We start from the raw sequence: 24,104 nt of genomic DNA, 5'->3' as shown, positions 1-24,104 counted from the left end.
TGCGGGATACGCTTCGCGAATGGCACTCTTGCAGCCTCAGGATTTGCCGACCACCCTTTATCACTACACCGACATCTTCGGCCTAGACGGCATCTACAGGCGGGGCGAGCTGTGGGCGACGAACGCGTTGTATCTCAACGACACCTCGGAGCTGAACCTCGGCTTGATAGTCGTGGAAAGACAGCTGTTGAAGCAACAACTCGATCTGACGAGAAAGAACCTCGAACGGTTCAAAGAGGGCCAGGAGGACCTTCCGGGCCTTGATGAACTCAAGACGCTGCATGAGATCGTCAACGAGGCTCGCCGCTTGTCTGAATGCTACGTCGTGAGCCTCTCCGAGAACGGCGATCAACTCAGCCAGTGGCGTGCATACGGCAAGGACGGTTACTGCATCGGGTTCTCTGCCGAGGCCCTGCAAAGGGCTCTCGACACGTCGTTCAAAATGGCAAAGGTCCGATACCACGAAGACGACGCGTCGTCGCGTTCCGCCGACGAGGTGATCGACTTCGCCAAGGAGCTGTGGCGCGAGACGGCGACGTGGACGGACGACGAGACGGGGAAAGCGCTTACCGAGGAGAAACGCAGGTTCGTCGTTATGAACCACATCGTCGAGGATTCGGCGTTCACAAAGGACTCAAACTTCCACGAGGAGAAAGAAGTCCGCATCGTGATCGTTTCGGTCATCCCGAACCACTTCACGCCCAGCCCGAGGTACGGCATGACGCCCAGGATCAAGATCCCGATTCCCGCAGAGGCCGTCGAATCTGTGACGGTCGGACCGGGAGCGCACAGCGACCTGCGCGCACAATCGCTGATCCGGTTCTTTCACGTGACCCCGTTCGCGGGCGATAGTGCACCGCTTGCGAAACCGCCCGTTGTCCATAAGTCGGTGATCCCGTACCGCGACTGGTAGAAGCCATCTCATCGCCCCCGTCCCGGGCGAGGGCAGTTGGGGTGCCGAGTCACCGCACGTTGCCCAGATACCATCACACGTCGTGTTTAGGCTGGCCGAGTGGTTGCTGCGAACGCGGATAAGAGCCGGGCCTGATGACGGAAAGTTCGGCTGAGCCTGAGGCGCCGGAAACCGAGACCGCCGGGGTGTCACTACATATCCGCAGCTCAAAACCTGGCGGTGGCGGAGGGATTTGAACCCCCGGGTGCTGTTAGACACCTCTCGCTTTCAAGGCGAGTGCATTAGGCCGCTCTGCCACGCCACCGCCGACAAGGGTACGGGTTCAGACCCGGCCCAGTTTCGCGGGCGGTGCCGCGGTTTTGAGCGCGACGCTGATGCGCCGGCAGTTCTCGCCCATCGCCGCGATCTGCGGGCGAGACAGCCGGCCCAGAAAGTGCGCCCGGATCCCCTCCGCGTAGGTCGCCATCGCCTCGTGCACGGCGGCCTTGCCCTCGTCGGTGATGCTGGCCAGCACCCCGCGGCCGTCGTCGGGGCTGGCGCCGCGCCGCACCAGGCCCTGCAACTCCAGCCGGCGAATCTGCCGGGTGACGCGACTTGGCAACGACATCAGCGCGTCTGCGAGATCCCCCATCCGCGCCGAACCGGTCGCGGATTTATCGAGTATGTCGAGCAGCCTCACATCGTTGAGTGTCAGATGATGAGCGTCGACCAGCGACCTGTTCAAGGTCGCGTATAACCGCAACGCCGAATCGAGGAAGTTTTGCCACGACCTCTGCTCGGCGATGTCTAATCCAGGCATATCGCTTGCGGTACGCCCGGCAATGATCCCCTCCATCCCGCAATAGTAAATCGAGCCGACATTGCTGGAGGCGGAACGCCCAGAGTGTTTTCGCTGGATAGTAGCGTTGTCGGTATGCGTGCGGTTGTGGCTAACCCCGAAGGCCGACTGACCTGGCAAGAAATCCCAGATATCGCCCCCGGCGACGGGGAGCTGCTCATCAAGGTGAGCTCCGCGGGCGTCAACCGCGCCGATCTCCTCCAGGCGGCGGGCCGCTATCCACCCCCGCCGGGGGCCAGTGAAATCATCGGCCTGGAGGTGTCGGGCACCGTCGCCGCGCTCGGTTCCGGCGTCGGCAATTGGACCGTCGGGCAAGAGGTCTGCGCTTTGCTCGCGGGCGGGGGCTACGCCGAGTTCGTCGCCGTCCCCGCCGGTCAGGTCATGCCGATCCCCGACACCGTCGACCTCCACCACGCCGCCGGACTGCCCGAGGTGGCCTGCACGGTGTGGTCGAACCTGTTGATGACCGCCCACGTCTCGGCCGGCCAGTTCGTCCTGATCCACGGCGGCGGGAGCGGCATCGGCACGCACGCGATCCAGGTGATGCGCGCGCTCGGAGCCAGGGTCGCCACCACCGCGGGGTCCCGCAACAAGCTGGACCTGTGCGCCGAACTCGGCGCCGAGATCACGATCAACTACCACGACGAAGACTTCGTCGAACGGGTTCGTGCCGAGTCCGGCGGGACCGGCGCCGACGCGATCCTCGACATCATCGGCGCGGCCTATCTCGAGCGCAACATCGACGCCCTGGCTCCCGACGGCCGACTGGTGATCATCGGCATGCAGGGCGGGGTTAAAGCCGAACTCAACATCGGCAAGCTGCTGGCCAAGCGGGCCGGTGTCATCGCCACCGCCCTGCGCGGCAGGCCGACGAGCGGACCGTCGGGCAAGAGCGCGATCGTTGCCGAGGTGGTCGACAAGGTCTGGCCGATGGTCGCCGACGGCAGGGTGCGGCCGATCATCGGCGCCGAGTTCCCCATCGAGCAGGCCGGTGCGGCGCACGAATTACTCGCCTCGGGCGAGGTGGCCGGGAAAATCCTTCTCCGCGTGGCGGATTGACCTACGACAGACCCGCTCAGCCAAGCGACGCCAGTGCACGCACCAGCTGATCGACCTCGGCGGTCGTGGTGTAGTGCGCGAGTCCGACGGTCACCGCACCGCCGATGTCGTTGACGCCGATCACGTCGAGCACCCGTGAGCTGGCATTCGCGATCGCCAGGATCCCGTTGTCGGCCAGTCGCTGCACCACCCGTTCGGCGGGCACGTCGGTGACCGCGAAACTCAGTACCGGAACCCGCATCTCGGGCCTGCCGATGACCATCACCGTGGACAGCGAGCGCAGGGAGACCAGCAGGTAGTCGAACACCCGGTTCATGTGCAAGGCCGCCGACTGCATCGACACCGCGAGCCGCTCACGCCTGGTGCCGGTGGCCGATTCGTCAAGCGAGGCAAGGTATTCGACGCTGGCGACCACCCCGCCGAGCAGCCCGAACTGGTGGCTACCCACCTCCAGCCGCGCGGGCCCGGTCGCGTACGGGTTCAGCGACACCGAGCTGAACGTGTCGATGACCGACGGGTCCCGGAACACCAGCGCGCCGATCGGCGGCCCACCCCAGGCGACCGCGTTGAGCGCGACCACGTCGGCGTCGATCTCGTCGATGTCGATCAGCTGGTAGGGCGCCGCCGCGGAGTGGTCGACGACCACCAGGGCTCCGATGTCGTGGGCCAGCTTGGTGACCGCGCGCAGATCGGTCAGGGTGCCCAGCGTCGAGGAGGCCGAGGTGATCGCGACCAGCCTGGTGGGCCTGGTGATCAGGCTCTCCCACTGCCAACTCGGCAACTCCCCGGTCTCGATGTCGACCTCGGCCCACTTCACCTTCGCGCCATATCGATTGGCGGCGCGCAACCAGGGGGCGATGTTCGCCTCGTCGTCGAGGCGGGTGACCACCACCTCGTACCCGAGTCCCACGCGCGAGGACGACGAATCGGCCAGCGAGGTCAACAGCACCGCACGGTCGGCGCCGAGCACCACGCCCCTGGGGTCGGCGTTGACCATGTCGGCCACCGACTGGCGGGCGGCGGCCAGCACCGCGGCGCTGCGTTGCGCGGAGGGGTGCGGACCGGCCGGCGTGGGCATGGACCCCCGGAACGCCGTCGATACCGCCCTGGCGACGGTGTCAGGCAGCAGCATGCCGTGCTGGGCGTCGAAGTGCACCCATCCGTCGCCCAAGGAGGGGTGCAGACCGCGCACCCGGGCGACGTCGTATGCCATGCCAGCCCACCTTCGAGCGTTTGTGATCCACACCTCGGCACGGCTCGACCGGTTCGCGGCCGTACTCGCCGTGCCAGACTGGGTAACCTGGGCAGCCATACTAGTCCAGTGAGCTTCGGCTGCGGAATGCTAATTGCGTTGTCGTTGCTGGTGATAGGCGTAGCAACCACCGTTTCCGCCATCGCCGCGTGCGGCGCGGCTGGGAATCACACAGCGCATCGTCGGTGTTGTTTGCTCACAGTGGGGCCACCGGCGTCCCGCCGTGTTGCGGGCGGCTCTTCGTGGGGCCGGCCCGACCAACGGACTAGTGTCGCTGAATGGGCTCACATCTATGTATGACTGGCTTGGGAACGTAGAGGGAACGCTGGAGCAATGACGACCAACCCCGAAGACGACAACATCGAGATTCTCGGCAGCGACCGCGCCTCCTCCGGCGACGAGGAGGCGGACGGCAAGTCGCTGACCGACCTCGTCGAGCAACCCGCGAAAGTGATGCGGATCGGCACGATGATCAAGCAGCTGCTCGAAGAGGTGCGGGCGGCCCCGCTCGACGAGGCCAGCCGCAACCGGCTGCGCGACATCCACCGGACCAGCATCAGCGAACTCGAGGAGGGTCTGGCGCCCGAACTGCGCGAGGAGCTCGAGCGGCTCACGCTGCCGTTCACCGACGACGGCGTCCCCTCCGACGCCGAGTTGCGGGTCGCGCAGGCGCAGTTGGTCGGTTGGCTCGAGGGGTTGTTCCACGGCATCCAGACGGCGCTGTTCGCCCAGCAGATGGCGGCGCGCCACCAGCTCGAGCAGATGCGCCAGGGCGCACTACCGCCCGGTGTCGCCGGGCCGCCGGGACAGCGCGGTGGGCATGGGACCGGACAGTATCTGTAGTAGGTGGCGGTGGTAGCTCCGCGTATCGAGACGCGCAACGCGTGGGTGGAATTCCCCATCTTCGACGCCAAGGCGCGCTCGTTGAAGAAGGCGTTCCTCGGCAAGGCCGGTGGCGCGATCGGACGCAACGACTCCAACGTCGTGGTGATCGAGGCGCTCCGCGACGTCACCATGTCGCTGAAACTCGGCGACCGGGTCGGGCTCGTCGGACACAACGGCGCGGGCAAGTCGACGCTGCTGCGGCTGCTGTCCGGAATCTACGAACCCACCCGTGGGCACGCGTCGGTGACCGGACGGGTGGCGCCGGTCTTCGACCTCGGCGTCGGCATGGATCCCGAGATCTCCGGCTTCGAGAACATCATCATCCGGGGGCTGTTCCTCGGGCAGTCGCGCAAGCAGATGATGGCCAAGGTCGACGAGATCGCGGAGTTCACCGAACTCGGTGACTACCTGTCGATGCCGTTGCGCACCTACTCCACCGGCATGCGCGTGCGGCTGGCGATGGGCGTGGTGACCAGCATCGACCCGGAGATCCTGCTGCTCGACGAGGGCATCGGCGCCGTCGACGCCGACTTCATGAAGAAGGCCCGTGTCCGGCTGCAGGACCTCGTCGCGCGGTCGGGCATCCTGGTGTTCGCCAGCCACTCCAACGAGTTTCTGGCGCGGCTGTGCAACACCGCGATGTGGATCGACCACGGCACCGTCAAGAAGACGGGGGATATCGAGGACGTGGTGCGCGCGTACGAGGGCGAGGACGCGGCGCGGCATGTGCGCGAAGTCCTCGAGGAAACCCGCTCGGCATGACCGACACGGTCTGCGCGGTGGTGGTCACCCACCGGCGTCGCGACGAGCTCGCCAAGTCATTGGAGGCGGTGTCGGCGCAAAGCCGCCCGCCCGACCACCTGGTGGTCGTCGACAACGACAACGATTCCCGCGTCGCCGACCTGGTGGCCGGCCAACCCGTCGCGACGACGTATCTGGGCTCGCGGCGCAATCTCGGTGGCGCGGGCGGTTTCGCACTGGGCATGCTGCATGCGCTGGCGTGGGGCGCCGAGTGGGTGTGGTTGGCCGACGACGACGGACGCCCCGCCGACGCGCAGGTGCTGGCCCAGCTGCTGGCATGCGCGGACAGACACGGCCTTGCCGAGGTGTCGCCGATGGTGTGCGACATGAACGAGCCTGCGCGACTGGCGTTTCCGCTGCGCCGCGGCCTGCAATGGCGACGCCGGGTCGACGAGTTGCGTACCGCCGCGGGCCAGGACCTTCTGCCCGGCATCGCGTCGCTGTTCAACGGCGCGCTGTTTCGCGCGTCGACGCTGGAGGCGATCGGCGTACCGGATCTGCGGTTGTTCGTGCGCGGCGACGAGACCGAACTCCACCGTCGACTGGTCCGCTCCGGTCTGCCGTTCGGCACCTGCCTGAACGCGGTGTACCTGCACCCGCAGGGTGGCGACGAGTTCAAGCCGATCCTCGGCGGCAGGATGCACACGCAGTATCCCGACGATGCGGCCAAGCGGTTCTACACCTACCGCAATCGTGGTTTTCTGCTCTCCCAGCCCGGACTGCGCAGGCTGGTGTTTCAGGAGTGGGCACGCTTCGTCTGGTACTTCTTGGTGTCCCGGCGTGATCCCGCCGGGCTCTTGGAGTGGATCCGGTTGCGGCGCTTGGGCCGTGACGAGAGGTTCGGGAGGCCGCCACAGTGACGTTCACCGACGCCACCGCGCATTCGAAGACTTTCGCCAAGGCGTGGCGCGACCTCGTCGACGGCTTCGGCAAGCGTGAACTGTGGTTGCACCTGGGCTGGCAGGACATCAAGCAGCGGTACCGCCGTTCGGTGCTGGGCCCGATCTGGATCACCATCGCCACCGGCGCCACGGCCATCGCGATGGGCCTGCTGTATTCGAAGCTGTTCAAGCTGCCGCTCGAGGAGCACCTGCCCTACATCACGCTGGGGCTGATCGTGTGGGCGCTGATCAGCGCGGCGATTCTCGAGGGCGCCGAGGTGTTTGTCGCCAACGAGGGCCTGATCAAACAGCTTCCGACACCGCTGTCGGTGCACGTCTACCGGTTGGTGTGGCGGCAGATGATCCTGTTCGCCCACAACATCGTCATCTACGTGATCATCGCGATCATCTTCCCCAAGCCGTGGACGTGGACCGACCTGGCGGTGATCCCGGCGCTGGGGCTGATCGTGTTGAACTGCATCTGGGTGTCGCTGTGCTTCGGCATCCTGGCCACCCGCTACCGCGACATCGGCCCGCTGCTGGCCAGCGTGGTGCAGTTGCTCTTCTTCATGACCCCGATCATCTGGAACGAGTCCACCCTGCAGCAGCAGGGCGCCGGTTCGTACACCAAGATCATCGAGCTCAACCCGTTGCTGCACTACCTCGACATCGTGCGGGCCCCGCTGCTGGGCGCCGACCAGGAGTTGCGGCACTGGTTGGTGGTGCTGGCGCTGACGGTGGTGGGCTGGACGATCGCCGCCTTCGCGATGCGCCAGTACCGCGCCCGCGTGCCGTACTGGGTCTAGTCTCCCGGCGACTCGGGCGTGAAAACCTGCGCTGTGATCGCAGGAAATCACGCCGAAATCGCGGTATTAGCGGCGCGGCGGTTGCAGGCGGGTCGTCACGCCGATGCGGTTCCAGGCGTTGATGGTCAGCGCCATCGCGATCACCTGGCCGAGCTCACGCTCGGAGAACGCCGCCGCGGCCCTGGCGTAGACCTCGTCGGAGACGTGGTGATGGGTGAGGTCGGTCATCTCCTCGGTCAGCGCCAGCGCCGCCTGCTCCTGCTCGGAGTAGATGTCACCGGCCTCCTGCCACGCGGGCAGCAGCGTGAGCTTCTGCTCGTTGATGCCGCGCTTGCGCGCATCGGTGGTGTGCATGTCCACACAGAACGCGCAGTGGTTCAGCTGCGACGCGCGGATCTTGATCAGCTCGGCCAGGTCCGGGTCGAGGTCGGCGCGGGCCGCCTTGTCCAGGGCGATCATCGCTTCGTACACCTCGGGTGAGACGCGGTTGAGGTCGATGCGCCGGGTGGTTTCGGTGGTGGTCATGTCGACTCCTATCAGTGGGTTGGGGGTTGCAGTCGGATGGTGGTGTTGATGCGGTTCCATGCGTTGACCGTGACGACGAGCGCGATGATCTGGCCGAGCTCGCGTTCGGAGAACACCTGGGCGGCACGGCGATAGACCGGGTCGGAGACGCCGCCGTCCAGGTCGGTGACGGCCTCGGTGAGCGCCAGCGCAGCCCGGTCCCGCTCACCGAACACCTCGCCGGCTTCCCGCCACGCCGCAAGCACGTCGAGCTTCTGTGTGCGCACACCGCGGGCGCGCGCGTCGCGGGTGTGCATGTCGAGGCAGAACGCGCAGTGGTTGAGTTGCGAGGCGCGGACCTTGATCAGCTCGGCGAGTTCGAGGTCGATGTCCTTGCCCGCCGCGTTGGTGAGCACCAGCATCGCGTCGTACAACTCCGGCGAAGTGCGGTGGATCTTCAACCGCCCGCCGTCGAGGGTCTGCGTCATGCCATTCACGCTAATCCGCAAAGTCCCATATTCATGGTTGAATTTACCTATGACTTCGTGGGCCATTTCGGGAAGCCGCGATCTACACCTCGACCTGCGAGAGGCGATCACGCCCGGCGTGCGCGGGGCGAGGGAGCTGCTCATGACGGCCCTGCGCGACGCGGTGCGCTCCGGGCGGCTGGCGCCGGGCACCATGCTGCCGCCGTCGCGAACCCTAGCCGCCGACCTCGGATTGGCCCGCAACACCGTCGCCGATGCCTATGCCGAACTGGTCGCCGAGGGTTGGCTGGCGTCGCGGCAGGGCGCGGGCACCTGGGTGGTCAACGCGGGCGCGGCCACCCCACCGGCGCGCACCCGCGGGATCGCCGACACCCCCCGGCACAACCTGATGCCGGGCAGCCCAGATGTGGCCGAATTCCCCCGCAACGAGTGGGCCGCTGCCACCCGGCGGGCGCTCACGCAGGCACCGACCGAGGCGTTGCGCATGGGCGATCCCCGCGGTCGCCCCGAACTTCGGGACGCGCTCGCCGAATACCTCGCTCGGGCCCGCGGTGTGCGCACCTCGGCCGACAACATCGTCATCTGCGCCGGAGTGCGGCATGCCGTCGAACTGCTGGGCCGGGTGTTCGCGGGCGAGCGACCGATCGCGGTCGAGGCGTACAGCTTGTTCCTGTTCCGTGACGCCCTGGCCGCGATGGGAATGTCCACTGTGCCAATAGGTCTCGACGAGCACGGCGCCGTGGTTGCCGATCTCGACCGGACCGACGTGCCCGCCGTGCTGCTCACCCCCGCACACCACAACCCGCACGGGATGTCGCTGCACCCGTCGCGGCGCACCGCGGTGATCGAGTGGGCGCAGCGCACCGGCGGCTACGTCATCGACGACGATTACGACGGCGAACTGCGCTACGACCGGCTACCGGTCGGCGCACTACAGGCGCTGAGCCCCGAGCGGGTGGCCTACCTCGGCTCGGTCAGCAAGAGCCTGTCCCCGGTGCTGCGGCTGGGGTGGATGGTGCTGCCGGGCGACCTCGTCGACCCGGTCATCGACGCCCAGGGCGGCTCCCAGTTCTACGTCGACGGCATCGCCCAGTTGACGATGGCCGAGTTCATCGCAAGCGGCAGCTACGACAAGCACATTCGGCGCATGCGCATGCGCTACCGGCGCCGTCGCGATCTGCTGGTCCAGTCGCTGTCGACGTTCGACGTCGGCATCAAGGGGATGGACGCCGGCCTGAGCATGCTGCTGACGCTGCCCGACGGCGCCGAGCCCGAAGTGCTCCAGCGCGCGGGCGAGGCCGACGTGCGGGTGCAGGGGCTCTCGCTCATGCGGCATCCGCGCGCCGGTGCCGAGGTGCCCGCGCCCGACGGCCTGGTGGTCGGCTTCGGAACGCCGGCCGAGCATGCGTTTCCCGCCGCGGTGCAGGCGCTGTGCGCCGTGCTCACCGCCAGCGGACTCGGTGGTTAAGCTGCCGAGGTGACCGAGCCCGCCACCCCCGCGCAGCTGAGCCTGGGCACCCAGGTGTGGCGGTTCGTCGTCACCGGCGGGTTGTCCGCGGTCGTCGACTTCGGGCTCTACGTGGCGCTGCTGTTCGCCGGCCTGCACGTCAACGTGGCCAAGACCATCGGCTTCGTCGCCGGCACCACCACCGCGTACCTGATCAACCGGCGCTGGACGTTCCAGGCGCCACCGAGCACCGCGCGCTTCGTCGCGGTGTGCGTGCTCTACGCGCTGACCTACGCCGTACAGGTGGGCATCAACTACGCGTTCTACATGGCGTGGGAGGACAAGCCGTGGCGGGTGCCGGTGGCGTTCGTGATCGCGCAGGGCACCGCGACGGTGATCAACTTCGTGGTGCAACGCACCGTCATTTTCCGGTTGCGCGGGGCTGCGCCATAGCCCGAGTCGGTACCCTCGTCACGGTGTTTCCGACGACGACTGCCCGGCTGAGCGGCTGGGGCCGCACGGCCCCGACCGTCGCCCAGGTGTTGTCGACGCCGGATCCCGAGGTCATCGCCAAGGCCGTCGCGCAGGTCGCCGACGCGGGCCCACGGCACGCCAACAGGGGCGTCATCGCCCGCGGGCTGGGCCGCTCCTACGGCGACAACGCCCAGAACGGCGGCGGACTGGTCATCGACATGACCCCGCTGAACCGCATCCACTCGATCGTCGCCGAGACCCGCATCGTCGATGTCGATGCCGGCGTCAGCCTCGACACCCTGATGAAGGCGGCGCTGCCGTTCGGATTGTGGGTGCCGGTGCTGCCCGGCACCCGGCAGGTCACCGTGGGCGGCGCCATCGCCTGCGACATCCACGGCAAGAACCACCACAGTGCGGGCAGCTTCGGCAACCACGTGCGGTCGATCGACCTGCTGACCGCCGACGGCGCCATCCGCAGGCTCACCCCCGACGGCGCCGAGGCCGACTTGTTCTGGGCCACCGTCGGCGGCAACGGGCTGACCGGGATCATCCTGCGGGCCACCGTCGAGATGACGCCGACCGAGACGGCCTACTTCATCGCCGACGGCGATGTCACCACCGGGCTGGACGAGACCATCGCGTTTCACAGCGACGGAAGCGAAGACGAGTACACCTATTCGAGCGCCTGGTTCGACGCGATCAGCGCGCCGCCGAAGCTGGGCCGCGCCGCGATCTCCCGCGGTTCGTTGGCGCGATTGGACCAGCTGCCGCCGAAGTTGCAACGCGATCCACTGAGATTCGAAGCGCCGCAACTGCTCACGCTGCCCGACGTGTTCCCCAACGGTCTGGCCAACAAGTACACGTTCGGCCCGATCGGCGAGTTGTGGTACCGCAAGTCGGGCACCTATCGCGGCAAGGTGCAGAACCTGACGCAGTTCTACCACCCGCTGGACATGTTCGGTGAATGGAACCGCGCGTACGGGCCCGCGGGTTTCCTGCAGTACCAGTTCGTGGTGCCGACCGCGGCGGTCGACGAGTTCAAGAGCATCATCGTCGACATTCAACGCTCCGGGCACTATTCGTTCCTCAACGTGTTCAAGCTGTTCGGCCCGGGCAACCAGGCGCCGCTGAGCTTTCCGATGCCGGGCTGGAACGTCTGTGTCGACTTCCCGATCAAGGCCGGCCTGGGCGAGTTCGTCAACCAGCTCGACAGCCGGGTACTGGAGTTCAGTGGCAGGCTCTACACCGCCAAGGACTCCCGCACCAGCGCCGAGACCTTCCATGCCATGTACCCGCGCATCGACGAATGGATCGCCGTGCGCCGCAAGGCCGACCCGAACGGGGTGTTCATCTCCGATATGGCCCGACGCTTGGAGTTATGGTAAATGGTGTTCGACGCGGTGGGTAACCCCCAGTCCATCCTGCTGCTCGGCGGCACCTCCGAGATCGGGTTGGCGATCTGCCAGCGCTATCTGCGTGACGCGCCCGCCCGCATCGTGCTGGCCGCCCTGCCCGACGATCCGGGCCGCGACGACGCCGTGGCGGCGATGAAGGCCGCGGGGGCACGATCGGTCGAACTGATCGACTTCGACGCCATGGACATCGACAGCCACCCCGCGGTGATCGACGCCGCGTGCGCCGGGGGCGACATCGACGTGGCGATCGTCGCGTTCGGCCTGCTCGGTGACGCCGAGGAGTTGTGGCAGAACCAGCGCAAGGCCGTACAGATCGCCCAGATCAACTACACCGCCGCGGTTTCGGTCGGGGTGCTGCTCGGCGAGAAGATGCGCGCGCAGGGCTTCGGCCGGATCATCGCGATGAGCTCGGCCGCGGGCGAACGGGTGCGGCGGTCCAACTTCGTCTACGGTTCGACCAAGGCCGGCCTGGACGGCTTCTACCTCGGACTCGGGGAGGCGTTGCGCGAGTTCGGAGTTCGGGTGCTGGTGATCAGGCCCGGCCAGGTGCGCACCAGGATGAGCGCGCACGTCAAGGAGGCTCCGCTGACCGTCGACAAGGAATACGTCGCCGACCTGGCGGTGTCGGCATCGGCCAAAGGCAAGGAACTGGTATGGGCGCCGGGGGCGTTCCGTTACGTGATGATGGTGTTGCGACACATTCCGCGGCCCATCTTCCGCAAGCTCCCCATCTGATGCGTGGCGCACTGGCCGTCGTCGGCCGGATGTCGGTGGCGGCTGCGGTGGCGGTGGTCGTCGCGGCCGTCTCCCTGGTCGCGATCTCGCGGGTCGAGTGGCCGGCGTACAACTCGTCGAACCAACTGCACGCGCTGACCACGGCGGGTCAATTCGGTTGTCTCGCGGGGCTGTTGGCCTCGGGTTGGTTGTGGCGTCGCGGCAGGCGGTTGGTCGCCCGGGGCGGTGCGACGGTGTTCCTGTCCGCGTTCTCGGTGGTCACCCTCGCCATGCCGCTCGGTGCGACGAAGCTTTACCTGCACGGGATCTCGGTCGACCAGCAGTTCCGCACCGAGTACCTGACCAGGCTCACCGACACCGCCGCCCTGCACGATATGACCTACTACGGTCTACCGCCGTTCTATCCGCCCGGCTGGTTCTGGCTCGGCGGCCGCCTGGCCGACCTGACCGGCACGCCGGCCTGGGAGATGTTCAAACCGTGGGCGATCATCTCGATCACCGTCGCCGTGGTGCTGGCGTTCGTGCTGTGGGCCACCCTGATCCGCTTCGAGTACGCGCTGGTGGTCGCCACCGTGACCGCCGCGGCGACGCTGGCGTACTCCCCCGCCGAACCGTATGCGGCCATCATCACCGCGCTGCTGCCGCCGGTGTTCGTGCTGGCCTGGTCCGGGCTGAAGGGCGCCACCCGCGGCGGCGGATGGGCCGCGGTCGTCGGCACCGGGCTGTTCCTCGGCGTGGCCGGGCTGTTCTACACGCTGTTGTTCGCCTACGCCGCGTTCACGTTGGCGATCATGGGGCTGGTCTTGGCCGCCGCACGCCGAAGCGTCGAACCGATCGTGCGCGGTGTCGTCATCGCGGCGATCTCGGGGGCGATCGCGCTGATCGGCTGGGCGCCGTGGCTGATCGCCGCGATCGGCGGTGAGCCGGCCGACTCCGGAACCGCACAGCATTATCTGCCGGATGCCGGCGCGAACTTCGAGTTCCCGATGCTGCGGTTCACCCTGCTCGGCGCGCTGTGCATGCTCGGCTCCCTCTGGCTGATCTGGCGCGCCCGCACGTCGACGCGCGCCGGCGCGCTGACCATCGCGGTGCTGGCCGTCTATGCCTGGTCGCTGTTGTCGATGCTGACCACGCTGGTCGGCACCACGCTGCTGTCGTTCCGGCTGCAACCCACGCTGACGGTGCTGCTGACCGCGGCGGGTGCGTTCGGCTTCATCGAGGTCGCCCGCGCCGCAGCGGCCCGGGTCAGCGCGGAGAACGCCAACCGTGTCGTCGCGGTCGCCGCCACCGTCGGCACCCTCGGGGCGCTGACGTTCAGCCAGGACATCCCCGATGTGCTGCGCTCCGACATCGTCGTGGCCTACACCGACACCGACGGCGACGGCCAACGCGCCGACCGCAGGCCACCCGGCGCCGAGCGGTACTACCACGAGGTGGACGCCAAGATCAGGGACGTGACCGGTCGGGAGCGCAACCAGACGGTGGTGCTCACCGCGGACTACAGCTTCCTGTCGTACTACCCCTACTACGGCTTTCAGGGCCTGACGTCGCACTACGCCAACCCGCTCGCGCAGTTCGACAAGCGCGCCGACGAGATCGAGAGTTGGGCGACGCTCACCGACGCCGACCGATTCGTCGACGCGCTCGACGCGATGCCGTGGGAGGCGCCGACGGTGTTTCTGATGCGCCGCGGTGCCGACGACTCCTACACGCTGCGGCTGGCCTCTGACGTCTATCCCAACCAACCCAACGTGCGCCGCTATCACGTCACCCTCGACGAGGCCCTGTTCGACGATCCGCGCTTCGACGTCTTCGAGATCGGACCGTTCGTGCTGGCCATCCGGCTGCCCAACTACGATCAAGCCCCGTGACCCGATCTGGCGCGGAAGTGGGGACCAACCACCGGACCGCGCGGCTGATCGCCATCATCGCGGGTCTGGTCGGCGCGGTGCTCGCGATCGCCACGCCGCTGCTTCCGGTCACCCAGACCACCGCGCAGCTCAACTGGCCGCAGGACGGCGTGCTGCAGAGCGTGGACGCGCCGCTGATCGGCTACGTGGCCACCGACCTGACCATCACCGTGCCGTGCAGCGCCGCGGCCGGCCTGGTCGGGCCCGGCAACGAGGGTCGTAGCGTGCTGCTCTCGACAGTGCCCAAGCAGGCGCCCAAGGCCGTGGACCGCGGGCTGCTCATCGAACGCGTCAACAACGACCTGCTGGTGATCGTCCGCAACACCCCGGTCGTCAGCGCGCCACTGGACCAGGTGCTCAGCCCGGCCTGCGAACGGCTCACCTTCACCGCACACGCCGACCGGGTCACCGGCGAATTCGTCGGCCTGACAGCCGAACCCGGGCCGGGTGAGGAACCCGCCGACGCCGACGAACCGCTGTCGGGCGAACGCAGCGGCTACGACTTCCGGCCGCAGATCGTCGGTGTGTTCACCGACCTGTCCGGGCCCGCCCCACCAGGCCTGCAGTTCTCGGCCACCCTCGACACTCGCTACAGCAGTTCCCCGACGCTGCTCAAGCTGCTGACGATGCTCGTCGGCGTCGCGATGACGATCGTCGCGCTGGGCGCCCTGCACGTCCTGGACACCGCCGACGGGCGCAAGGTCAAACGCTTCCTACCGCGGCGCTGGTGGTCGCTGACACCGCTGGACGGGGTGGTCACCGCGGTCCTGGTGTGGTGGCACTTCGTCGGCGCGAACACCGCCGACGACGGCTACATCCTGACGATGGCCAGGGTTTCGGAGAACGCCGGCTACATGGCCAACTACTACCGGTGGTTCGGCACGCCGGAGGCGCCGTTCGGCTGGTACTACGACCTGCTCGCGATGTGGGCGCACGTCAGCACCCACAGCGTCTGGATGCGGCTGCCCACCCTGGTGATGGCGCTGGCCTGCTGGTGGTTGATCAGCCGCGAAGTGATCCCGCGCCTCGGGCATGCGGTCAAGACCAGCACCGCGGCGGCGTGGACGGCGGCCGGGCTCTTCCTGGTGTTCTGGCTGCCGCTGAACAACGGGCTGCGCCCCGAGCCGATCATCGCGCTCGGCATCTTGCTGACCTGGTGTTCGGTGGAGCGCGGGGTGGCCACCAGCCGACTGCTGCCGGTGGCGGTCGCCATCATCGTCGGCGCGCTCACGTTGTTCTCCGGCCCCACCGGCATCGCGGCCATCGGCGCGCTGCTGGTGGCCGTGGGACCGCTGAAAACGATTGTCGCCGCGCATACTTCGCGGTTCGGCTACCTCGCCCTGCTGGCGCCGATCCTGGCGGCGTGCACGGTGACGATCATCCTGATCTTCCGCGACCAGACGTTGATCGGCGAACTGCAGGCCAGCACCTTCAAGTCGGCGGTCGGCCCCAGCCTGAGCTGGTTCGACGAGCACATCCGCTATTCGAGGCTGTTCACCAGCAGCCCGGACGGTTCGGTGGCGCGTCGGTTCGCGGTGCTGACCCTGCTTCTGGCGCTTGCGGTTTCGGTGGCGATGTCGCTGCGCAAGTACCGGATCCCCGGCACCGCATTGGGGCCGAGCCGGCGCATTATCGGCATCACCGTGATCTCGTTTCTGGCGTTGATGTTCACCCCCACCAAGTGGACCCACCACTTCGGCGTGTTCGCCGGGTTGGCCGGATCGCTCGGCGCGTTGGCCGCGGTCGCGGTCACCGCCGTCGCGATGCGCTCGCGCCGCAACCGCGCGGTGTTCGCCGCCGCGGTGCTGTTCGTGACGGCGTTGTCGTTCGCGACCGTCAACGGCTGGTGGTATGTCTCCAACTTCGGGGTGCCGTGGTCCAACGCGTTCCCGGAATACAAGTTCGGCTTCACCACCTTCCTGCTCGGGCTGTCGATGGTGGCGCTGCTGGTCGCCGCGTGGTTCCACTTCTCCGGGCGAGACCAGGCGCCGCCGGGACCGCCGCGTCGTTGGCAACGAATCACCCAGGCCCCGTTGGCAATCGCCACCTGGGCTCTGGTGGTGTTCGAGGTGGTGTCGTTGACCCTGGCGATGATCGGCCAGTACCCGGCCTGGAGTGTGGGCAAGTCGAACCTCGGCGCCCTGGCGGGCCAGACCTGCGGCATGGCCGAAGACGTCCTGGTCGAACAGGACGCCAACGCGGGGATGCTGCAGCCGGTCGCGGCACCGGTCGGCGACGCGCTCGGCGCCGTCACCGACGAGGGCTTCGACCCCAACGGCGTGCCGTCGGACCTGTCGGCCGACGAGGTGATGGGCGGTCCGGGCACGGCGACGAACTTCGCCGACACCCCCGAGGGTGAGGACGGTGCGAGCGAGGCGGGCACCGAGGGCGGCACCACCGCCGCCGCGGGTGTCAACGGTTCGCGCGCCCGGCTGCCGTTCCGGCTCAACCCGGCCGCCACGCCGGTGATGGGCAGTTGGCGCAGCGGTACCCAGCAGCCCGCCCAGCTACGTTCGGCGTGGTACCAACTGCCCCCGCGCGACCAGAGCGGACCGCTGCTGGTGGTGGCCGCCGCCGGCCGCTTCGACGCCGGCGAGGTGGTGGTGCAGTGGGCCACCGACGAACAGGCCGCCACCGACCAGGCCGGCGGCGCGGTGGAGTTCGGCGACGTCGGCGCCGCACCCGCATGGCGCAACCTGCGCGCACCGATGGCGTCGATCCCCGAGGACGCCACCCAGGTGCGGTTGGTGGCCAGTGACGACGACCTCAACCCGCAGCACTGGATCGCGGTGACCCCGCCGCGGGTCCCGCAGCTGCAGACGCTGCAGGACGTGGTCGGTTCGCAGGACCCGGTGCTGTTGGACTGGCTGGTCGGGCTGGCCTTCCCGTGCCAGCGGCCCTACGACCACCGCCACGGCGTCATCGAGGTGCCGAAGTGGCGCATCCTGCCCGACCGGTTCGGCGCCGAGGCCAACTCCCCGGTGATGGACAACCTGGGCGGCGGGCCGCTGGGCATCACCGAACTGCTGCTGCGCGCCACCGTGGTGCCCAGTTATCTGAAGGACGACTGGTTCCGTGACTGGGGCGAGCTGCAGCAGCTGACGCCGTACTACCGCGACGCCGAACCGGCCCGGCTGGACCTCGGCACCGCGACGCGCAGCGGCCTGTGGAGCCCGGCGCCGCTGCGCCACTAGATCCGTCGCCTACCATCGACCCTCGTGCCACCCGACGACGACGAACAGCGGACTCACCGTTTCGCGCGCCTGATCGCCGTCGTCGCCGGCATCGCCGGGGTGTTGCTGTGCGGGCTGGTTCCGCTGCTGCCGGTCACCCAGACCACCGCGACCATCCAGTGGCCGCAGGCGCCCGGCCCGGACGGGCTGGTCAGCGACATCACCGCGCCCCTGGTCTCGGGCGCCCCGCAGGCCCTCGACATCTCGATTCCGTGCCAGGCCGTTGCCACGCTGCCCGCCCAGGGTGGCCTGGTGGTCTCGACGGTGCCGCCCGCCGGCATCGACGCCAGCCGCAACGGGCTGTTCGTCCGCGCCACCGCGGACGTCGTCGTGGTGGCGTTTCGCGACTCGGTGGCCGCGGTGGCGCCCCGCGCCGCCGTCGACGCCGGAGCCTGCAGCACCCTGCACATCTGGGCCAACCCCGGCGACGTCGGGGCGGACTTCGTCGGTATCCCCGGCGCCGCGGGCACCCTGGAAGCCGAGAAGAAGCCCCAGGTCGCCGGGGTGTTCACCGAGCTCGAGGTCGCCGCACAAGAGGGACTGTGGGCGCACATCGACATCGACACCCGGTTCATCTCCGCACCGACACCGCTCAAGCTCGCCGTGATGGTGCTCGGCGTCGCCTGTGTGCTGGCGTCGGTGGTCGCGCTCGCCGCGCTCGACCGGCGCGCGGGCAGGCGGGTGGCCGGTGCGTGGCGGCGGTTCCTGCGGGTGCGCCCGGCGACGTGGCTGGCCGACATCGGCGTGGTCGGGACCCTGCTGCTGTGGCATCTGATCGGGGCGTTGTCGTCGGACGACGGCTACAACCTGACCATCGCCCGCATCTCGGACGAGGCCGGCTACACCGCCAACTACTACCGGTACTTCGGCGCCACCGAGGCGCCCTTCGACTGGTACCAGTCGGTGCTGGCGCAGTTCGCGGCGGTCAGCACCGCGAGCGTCTGGATGCGCATCCTGGCCACCGTCGCCGCGATCGGCACCTGGCTGCTGCTGAGCCGCTGGGTGCTGCCCCGGCTGGGCAGGCGGCTGGCCGACCACCGCGTCGCGATGTGGACCGCGGGGGCGGTGTTTCTGGCGGCCTGGCTGCCGTTCAACAACGGGTTGCGGCCGGAACCGTTGATCGCGTTCGGCGCCGTCGCGACCTGGGTGCTCGTGGAGAACGCGATCGGCACCCGCCGGTTGTGGCCGGCGGCGCTGGCGGTGATCGTCGCGGTGTTCAGCGCGACGCTCGCCCCGCAGGGCCTGATCGCGGTGGCCCCGCTGCTGGTCGGTGCGCGGGCGATCGCCCGGATCATCGTGCGCCGGCGCGCGGCCGACGGCCTGCTGGCGCCGATCGCGGCGCTGGCCGCCTCGGCGGCGCTGATCTTCGTGGTCGTGTTCCGCGACCAGACGCTGGCCACCGTCGCCGAGTCCGCGCGCATCAAATACGTCGTCGGCCCCACCATCGCCTGGTACCAGGACTTCCTGCGCTACTACTTCCTCACCGTCGAGGACAGCGTCGACGGTTCGTTGACCCGCCGCTTCGCGGTGCTGGTGCTGTTGCTGTGCCTGTTCGGGCTGCTCGCGGTGATGCTGCGCCGCGGTGGCGTGCCGGGGGCGGGCACCGGCCCGGTCTGGCGGCTGATCGGCGCGGCGGCGGTGGGCCTGCTGCTGCTGACCTTCACCCCGACCAAGTGGGCGGTGCAGTTCGGCGCCTTCGCGGGGCTGGCCGGCGCGCTGGGTGCGGTCGCGGCGTTCGCGTTCGCCCGGGTCGGGCTGCACAGCCGACGCAACCTCGCGCTGTATGTGACCGCGCTGTTGTTCGTATTGGCCTGGGCGACTTCGGGTATCAACGGCTGGTTCTACGTCGGCAACTACGGTGTGCCGTGGTTCGACAAGCAACCCGTGGTCCCGGTACCGGGGCTCGGCTCGGCTCCGGTATTCGTCATCCTGCTGGTGGCATCGATCGCCACCGGCCTGCTGGCCGGCTGGCTGCACTTCCGGATGGACTACGCAGGCCACACCGAGGTCGCCGACACCCGACGCAACCGGGCGCTGGCGTCCACCCCGCTGCTGGTGGTCGCGGTGGTGATGGTGGTGCTCGAGGTCGGGTCGATGGCCAAGGGCGCGGCGCAGCGCTATCCGGTCTACACCACCGCCAAGGCCAACCTCTCGGCGTTGAAGTCCGGACTTTCCGACACCAGTTGTGCGATGGCCGACGACGTGCTCGTCGAGCCCGACACCAATGCCGGTCTGCTGCAGCCAGTTCCGGGGCAGCGGTTCGGCCAGTACGGTCCGCTGGGCGGTGCGGATCCCGTCGGCTTCCACCCCAACGGGGTCAGCGACACCCTGGAACCGGCCGAACCCGTCACCGCGAACCCCGGTTTGGTCAACTCCGACGGCTCACCGAACGAACCCAACGTCGGGATCGGTTACGCCGCGGGCACCGGCGGCGGCTACGGCCCGGAAGGCGTCAACGGCTCGCGCGTCTTTCTTCCGTTCGGGCTCGATCCGGCGCGCACCCCGGTGATGGGCAGCTACGACGAGAACACCGTCGCCGCCAAGGTGACCTCGGCGTGGTACCAACTGCCGCCCCGCACCCCCGACCGCCCGTTGGTGACCGTCGCCGCCGCGGGCGCCATCTGGTACTACGAGGAGGACGGCTCGTTCAACTACGGCCAGTCGCTCAAACTGCAGTGGGGCGTGCATCATCCGGACGGCAGCTATCAGGCGCTCGGTGAGGTGCAGCCGATCGACATCTTCCCCCAGAAGGCCTGGCGCAACCTGCGTTTCCCGCTGGCGTGGGCGCCGCCGGAGGCCAACGTGGCGCGTATCGTCGCCGACGACCCCAACCTGTCCGAGGACCAGTGGTTCGCCTTCACCCCGCCGCGGGCGCCGGTATTGCAGACCGCGCAGCAGTTCCTGGGTTCGCAGACCCCGGTGCTGATGGACATCGCCACCGCCGCGAACTTCCCGTGTCAGCGGCCGTTCTCCCAGCACCTCGGCGTCGCCGAGTTGCCCGAATACCGTGTCCTGCCCAACTTCAAGCAGGTGGTGTCGTCGTCGAACATGTGGCAGTCGGCCCAGGACGGCGGGCCGTTCCTGTTCATCCAGGCGTTGCTGCGCACCTCCACCGTCCCGACCTATCTGCGCGGCGACTGGTACCGCGACTGGGGCTCCATCGAGCGCTACCACCGCGTGGTGCCCGCCGATGAAGCCCCCGACGCGGCCGTCGAGCAGGGCACGGCGCGGGTGTTCGGCTGGAGCCGTAACGGACCGATCAGGGCGCTGCCATGACACGTGACGTGAAGATCGCCCGCTGGGTGGCCACCATCGCGGGCCTGATCGGCTTCGTGCTTTCGGTCGCCACCCCGCTGCTTCCGGTGACGCAGACCACCGCGAATGTGAACTGGCCGCAGGGCGGTCAACTCGGCAATGTCACCGCGCCGCTGATCTCGCTGACCCCGGTGAGCATGTCGGCCACGGTGCCGTGCGAGGTGATCCGGTCGATGCCGGCCCGCGGGGGCATGGTGTTCGGCACGGCGCCCAAAGACGGCAAGCAAGCCGCGCTGCAGGGGCTGTTCGTCCACGTCACCAGCGAACGCGTCGACATCACCGACCGAAACGTCGTGGTGGCCAGCGTGTCTCGGGCACGAGTCGAGGCACCCGGATGTGAGCGGATCGAGATCACCTCCTCCGAGGACGGCACGTTCGCGACATTCGTCGGGCTGACCAAGCCCGACGGCACCGAACAACGGACCGGATTCGCCGACCCGAATCTGCGCCCCCAGGTGGTCGGCGTGTTCACCGATCTGACCGGTCCTGCGCCACCGGGACTTTCGGTGTCCGCGCAGATCGACACCCGGTTCACCACGCAACCGACGATTTTGAAGTTCGCCGCGATGGTGCTGGCGATCGTTGCGACCGTGATCGCGGTGCTCGCGCTGTGGCGGCTGGACCGGCTCGACGGCCGCCGGATGCAGCGGTTGATCCCCGCGCGGTGGCGCCGGTTCGACGGCACCGACGCGACGATCGTCGGCGCCTTCCTGCTCTGGTATGTGGTCGGCGCCAACTCTTCCGACGACGGCTACATCCTGGGGATGGCGCGGGTGGCCGGGCATGCGGGCTACATGTCGAACTACTTCCGCTGGTTCGGCAGCCCGGAGGACCCGTTCGGCTGGTACTACAACCTGCTGGCGCTGATGACGTCGGTCAGCGACGCCAGCATCTGGATCCGGTTGCCGTCGCTGGCCGCGGCGTTGGTCAGCTGGCTGCTGCTGTCGCGGGAGGTGCTGCCCCGGTTGGGGCCCGCGGTGGCGTCCAGCAGGCCGGCGATGTGGGCTGCGGGGCTGGTGCTGCTGGCGGCCTGGATGCCGTTCAACAACGGGCTGCGGCCCGAACCGATCATCGCCGTGGGCGCGCTGATCACCTATGTGCTCATCGAACGGGCGATCATCTCGGGCCGAATGACCCCTGCGGCGTTGGCCGTCGTGACGGCCGCGTTCACGTTGGGCATCCAGCCCACCGGGCTGATCGCCGTCGCCGCGCTGCTGGCCGGCGGCCGCCCGCTGCTGCGGATCCTGGTGAGCCGCCGTCACCTCGTGGGGATCTGGCCGCTGGTCGCGCCGCTGCTGGCCATCGGCACCGTCGTGCTCACCGTGGTGTTCGCCGACCAGACGTTCGCGACGGTGTTGGAAGCCACCCGGATTCGCACCGACATCGGCCCGAACCAGGAGTGGTACACCGAAAATCTGCGCTACTACTACCTGATCCTGCCGACCGTGGACGGCTCGCTGTCGCGCCGGTTCGGGTTCCTGATCACCGCGCTGTCACTGTTCGTGGCGATGTTCATCATGTTGCGCCGCAAGCGGATTCCCGGTGTGGCGCGCGGGCCGGCGTGGCGGCTGATCGGCATCCTGTTCGGCACGGTGTTCTTCCTGATGTTCACCCCGACCAAGTGGGTGCACCACTTCGGGTTGTTCGCGGCGGTGGGCGCGGCGATGGCGGCGCTGGCCACGGTGCTGGTCTCGCCGGCGGTGCTGCGGTGGTCGCGCAACCGGATGGCGGTGGTGGCCGCGGTGCTGTTCCTGCTCGCGTTGTGCTTCGCGACCACCAACGGCTGGTGGTACGTATCGAGCTACGGCGTCCCGTTCAACAACGATATGCCGACGATCGGCGGAATCACGGTCAGCACGATCTTCTTCGCACTGTTCGCGGCGGCCCTGATCTACGCGGTGTGGCTGCACTTCGCCCCGCGCACCAGCGGCCAGGGCCGCATCACCCACGCGCTGACGGCGGCACCCATCCCGGTGGCCGCCGGGTTCATGGTGCTGGTGTTCGTGGGGTCGATGCTGGCCGGGGTGGTCCGCCAGTACCCGACCTACTCCAACGCGTCGGCGAACCTGCGCGCGTTAACCGGCGGCTGCGGTCTGGCCGACGACGTACTGGTCGAGCCCGACCCCAACGACGGTTTCCTGACCGCACTGCCGGGCGACTACGGGCCGCTGGGCCCGCTGGGCGGGGTGGACCCGACCGGTTTCACGCCCGACGGTGTGCCGGAGAAGATTGTCGCCGAGGCGATTCGGATGAACCTGCCGATGCCGGGCACCGACTACGACTGGGACCAACCGACCAAGCGCAAGACGCCCGGGGTGAACGGGTCGACGGTGCCGCTGCCCTACGGTCTGGACCCGCAGACCGTGCCGCTGGCAGGCAGTTACATCGAAGGCGCGGCGCAGGAGCAGAGCCGGCTGACCTCGGCGTGGTACCGGCTGCCCGAGCCCGACGACGGCCATCCGCTGGTCGTCGTCACCGCCGCGGGCTCGATCACCGGCGACAGCGTGTTCAACGGCAGGACCGAGGGCCAGACCGTGGAACTCGAATATGCCCTGCCCGGTCCCGACGGCGCGCCGGTGGCGGCGGGCCGGCTGGTGCCCTATGACCTCGGGCCCATCCCGTCGTGGCGCAACCTGCGCTTCCCGCGCGACCAGATTCCCGCCGACGCGATTGCGGTCCGCGTTGTGGCCGAGGATCTTTCGCTGACCCCCGGGGATTGGCTGGCGGTCACGCCCCCGCGGGTGCCGGAGTTGCGGTCGGTGCAGGAGTACGTCGGCTCCGAGCAGCCGGTGCTGATGGACTGGGCGGTCGGGCTCGCGTTCCCGTGTCAACAGCCGATGCTGCACGCCAACGGCGTCACCGACATTCCGAAGTTCCGCATCACGCCGGACTACAACGCCAAACGCAAGGACACCGACACCTGGCAGGACGGCCTGAACGGCGGGCTGCTCGGCATCACCGACCTGCTGATGCGCCAGCACGTGATGGCGACCTATCTGTCGCAGGACTGGGGCCGTGACTGGGGATCGTTGCGCAGGTTCGAAATGACCCCCGAGGCCGCGGATGCCACGCCGGCCACCTTGGAGCTGGGCAGCACCACCCACAGCGGGCTTTACTCCCCCGGCCACATTCGAATCAAGCCCTGACC

18 protein-coding genes and 1 tRNA gene are annotated in these 24,104 nt (G+C 68.4%); 14 read left to right on the top strand and 5 right to left on the bottom strand.

Going from position 1 to position 24,104, the window contains the following annotated elements; all coding sequences use genetic code 11:
* The first annotated feature begins 19 nt into the window (after positions 1–19).
* A complete protein-coding gene (locus ABQE89_RS09960; RefSeq protein ID WP_448416150.1) occupies positions 20–913 on the top strand; it encodes a DUF2971 domain-containing protein in 894 nt (297 codons plus the stop codon).
* A gap of 214 nt (positions 914–1,127) precedes the next feature.
* Here ABQE89_RS09960 and ABQE89_RS09955 read toward each other — a convergent pair.
* Together ABQE89_RS09955 and ABQE89_RS09950 are read right to left on the bottom strand one after the other, a co-directional pair.
* Positions 1,128–1,217 (bottom strand) — tRNA-Ser (locus ABQE89_RS09955).
* An 18-nt stretch (positions 1,218–1,235) separates the two neighbouring features.
* On the bottom strand, positions 1,236–1,748 hold the full coding sequence (locus ABQE89_RS09950) for a MarR family winged helix-turn-helix transcriptional regulator (protein WP_448416149.1): 513 nt from the start codon (positions 1,746–1,748) through the stop codon (positions 1,236–1,238).
* Positions 1,749–1,826: 78 nt separating this feature from the next.
* Between ABQE89_RS09950 and ABQE89_RS09945 the strand changes: the two genes are divergently transcribed.
* Positions 1,827–2,810, top strand: coding sequence for an NAD(P)H-quinone oxidoreductase (locus ABQE89_RS09945; protein WP_448416148.1), 984 nt, complete (start codon positions 1,827–1,829; stop codon positions 2,808–2,810).
* Between the two features lie 16 nt (positions 2,811–2,826).
* Here the strand turns inward: ABQE89_RS09945 and ABQE89_RS09940 are convergent, their stop codons facing one another.
* Positions 2,827–4,023: a cysteine desulfurase-like protein gene (locus ABQE89_RS09940; RefSeq protein ID WP_448416147.1), complete on the bottom strand. Its 1,197-nt coding sequence runs from the start codon at positions 4,021–4,023 to the stop codon at positions 2,827–2,829.
* 372 nt (positions 4,024–4,395) lie between these two features.
* Here ABQE89_RS09940 and ABQE89_RS09935 point away from each other — a divergent pair, with 372 nt between their 5' ends.
* From ABQE89_RS09935 to wzm, 4 genes are read left to right on the top strand one after another with little or no spacing between them, the layout of a single operon-like run.
* Positions 4,396–4,905 (top strand): bacterial proteasome activator family protein, encoded by a 510-nt coding sequence (locus ABQE89_RS09935; protein WP_448416146.1) that lies wholly within the window; start codon positions 4,396–4,398, stop codon positions 4,903–4,905.
* Positions 4,906–4,914: 9 nt separating this feature from the next.
* Positions 4,915–5,709 carry a galactan export ABC transporter ATP-binding subunit Wzt/RfbE gene (wzt, locus tag ABQE89_RS09930; protein ID WP_448416145.1) on the top strand — a complete coding sequence of 265 codons (795 nt, stop codon included), beginning with the start codon at positions 4,915–4,917 and terminating at the stop codon, positions 5,707–5,709.
* Entirely contained in the window at positions 5,706–6,608 is a 903-nt protein-coding gene (gene glfT1, locus ABQE89_RS09925; RefSeq protein ID WP_448416144.1) for a galactofuranosyltransferase GlfT1, read from the top strand. Before wzt ends, glfT1 begins: the two co-directional genes overlap by 4 nt.
* Positions 6,605–7,435, top strand: a complete 831-nt coding sequence (wzm, locus tag ABQE89_RS09920; RefSeq protein ID WP_448416143.1) for a galactan export ABC transporter permease subunit Wzm/RfbD — start codon at positions 6,605–6,607, stop codon at positions 7,433–7,435. Before glfT1 ends, wzm begins: the two co-directional genes overlap by 4 nt.
* Before the next feature lie 66 nt (positions 7,436–7,501).
* On the opposite strand, the gene ABQE89_RS09915 is transcribed toward wzm, so the two are convergent.
* Positions 7,502–7,960 carry a carboxymuconolactone decarboxylase family protein gene (locus ABQE89_RS09915; protein WP_448416142.1) on the bottom strand — a complete coding sequence of 153 codons (459 nt, stop codon included), beginning with the start codon at positions 7,958–7,960 and terminating at the stop codon, positions 7,502–7,504.
* Between the two features lie 11 nt (positions 7,961–7,971).
* Positions 7,972–8,427, bottom strand: coding sequence for a carboxymuconolactone decarboxylase family protein (locus ABQE89_RS09910; protein ID WP_448416141.1), 456 nt, complete (start codon positions 8,425–8,427; stop codon positions 7,972–7,974).
* Between the two features lie 49 nt (positions 8,428–8,476).
* On the opposite strand from ABQE89_RS09910, the gene pdxR reads away from it, so the two are divergent.
* From pdxR to ABQE89_RS09870, 8 genes are read left to right on the top strand one after another with little or no spacing between them, the layout of a single operon-like run.
* Complete coding sequence (gene pdxR, locus ABQE89_RS09905) at positions 8,477–9,895, top strand: MocR-like pyridoxine biosynthesis transcription factor PdxR (protein ID WP_448416140.1); 1,419 nt, start codon at positions 8,477–8,479, stop codon at positions 9,893–9,895.
* A 9-nt stretch (positions 9,896–9,904) separates the two neighbouring features.
* On the top strand, positions 9,905–10,327 hold the full coding sequence (locus tag ABQE89_RS09900) for a GtrA family protein (protein ID WP_448416139.1): 423 nt from the start codon (positions 9,905–9,907) through the stop codon (positions 10,325–10,327).
* A 23-nt stretch (positions 10,328–10,350) separates the two neighbouring features.
* On the top strand, positions 10,351–11,733 hold the full coding sequence (locus tag ABQE89_RS09895; protein ID WP_448416138.1) for a decaprenylphosphoryl-beta-D-ribose oxidase: 1,383 nt from the start codon (positions 10,351–10,353) through the stop codon (positions 11,731–11,733).
* Positions 11,734–12,498, top strand: a complete 765-nt coding sequence (locus ABQE89_RS09890) for a decaprenylphospho-beta-D-erythro-pentofuranosid-2-ulose 2-reductase (protein WP_448416137.1) — start codon at positions 11,734–11,736, stop codon at positions 12,496–12,498.
* The gene (locus ABQE89_RS09885; protein WP_448416136.1) at positions 12,498–14,369 is read left to right on the top strand and encodes a galactan 5-O-arabinofuranosyltransferase; all 1,872 of its coding nucleotides are present in this window, start codon (positions 12,498–12,500) and stop codon (positions 14,367–14,369) included. Before ABQE89_RS09890 ends, ABQE89_RS09885 begins: the two co-directional genes overlap by 1 nt.
* Positions 14,366–17,602 carry an arabinosyltransferase domain-containing protein gene (locus tag ABQE89_RS09880; RefSeq protein ID WP_448416135.1) on the top strand — a complete coding sequence of 1,079 codons (3,237 nt, stop codon included), beginning with the start codon at positions 14,366–14,368 and terminating at the stop codon, positions 17,600–17,602. Before ABQE89_RS09885 ends, ABQE89_RS09880 begins: the two co-directional genes overlap by 4 nt.
* A gap of 24 nt (positions 17,603–17,626) precedes the next feature.
* Entirely contained in the window at positions 17,627–20,917 is a 3,291-nt protein-coding gene (locus tag ABQE89_RS09875; protein ID WP_448416134.1) for an arabinosyltransferase domain-containing protein, read from the top strand.
* Positions 20,914–24,102 carry an arabinosyltransferase domain-containing protein gene (locus ABQE89_RS09870; protein ID WP_448416133.1) on the top strand — a complete coding sequence of 1,063 codons (3,189 nt, stop codon included), beginning with the start codon at positions 20,914–20,916 and terminating at the stop codon, positions 24,100–24,102. Before ABQE89_RS09875 ends, ABQE89_RS09870 begins: the two co-directional genes overlap by 4 nt.
* Positions 24,103–24,104 lie beyond the last annotated feature (2 nt).

It is taken from the genome of Mycolicibacterium sp. XJ1819, from assembly GCF_053483675.1.
The sequence above is the reverse complement of the archived record's forward strand: the minus strand, read 5'-3'. Positions and strand labels throughout refer to the sequence as shown.

Bases quoted from the DNA above. Each gene is read 5' to 3' on its own strand.
- ABQE89_RS09945 (WP_448416148.1), top strand. From the start codon at position 1,827: ATGCGTGCGGTTGTGGCTAACCCCGAAGGCCGACTGACCTGGCAAGAA.
- ABQE89_RS09870 (WP_448416133.1), top strand. From the start codon at position 20,914: ATGACACGTGACGTGAAGATCGCCCGCTGGGTGGCCACCATCGCGGGC.
- ABQE89_RS09950 (WP_448416149.1), bottom strand. From the start codon at position 1,748: ATGGAGGGGATCATTGCCGGGCGTACCGCAAGCGATATGCCTGGATTA.
- ABQE89_RS09885 (WP_448416136.1), top strand. From the start codon at position 12,498: ATGCGTGGCGCACTGGCCGTCGTCGGCCGGATGTCGGTGGCGGCTGCG.
- pdxR (WP_448416140.1), top strand. From the start codon at position 8,477: ATGACTTCGTGGGCCATTTCGGGAAGCCGCGATCTACACCTCGACCTG.
- ABQE89_RS09940 (WP_448416147.1), bottom strand. From the start codon at position 4,023: ATGGCATACGACGTCGCCCGGGTGCGCGGTCTGCACCCCTCCTTGGGC.
- glfT1 (WP_448416144.1), top strand. From the start codon at position 5,706: ATGACCGACACGGTCTGCGCGGTGGTGGTCACCCACCGGCGTCGCGAC.
- ABQE89_RS09935 (WP_448416146.1), top strand. From the start codon at position 4,396: ATGACGACCAACCCCGAAGACGACAACATCGAGATTCTCGGCAGCGAC.
- ABQE89_RS09910 (WP_448416141.1), bottom strand. From the start codon at position 8,427: ATGACGCAGACCCTCGACGGCGGGCGGTTGAAGATCCACCGCACTTCG.
- ABQE89_RS09960 (WP_448416150.1), top strand. From the start codon at position 20: ATGGCACTCTTGCAGCCTCAGGATTTGCCGACCACCCTTTATCACTAC.
- ABQE89_RS09890 (WP_448416137.1), top strand. From the start codon at position 11,734: ATGGTGTTCGACGCGGTGGGTAACCCCCAGTCCATCCTGCTGCTCGGC.
- ABQE89_RS09915 (WP_448416142.1), bottom strand. From the start codon at position 7,960: ATGACCACCACCGAAACCACCCGGCGCATCGACCTCAACCGCGTCTCA.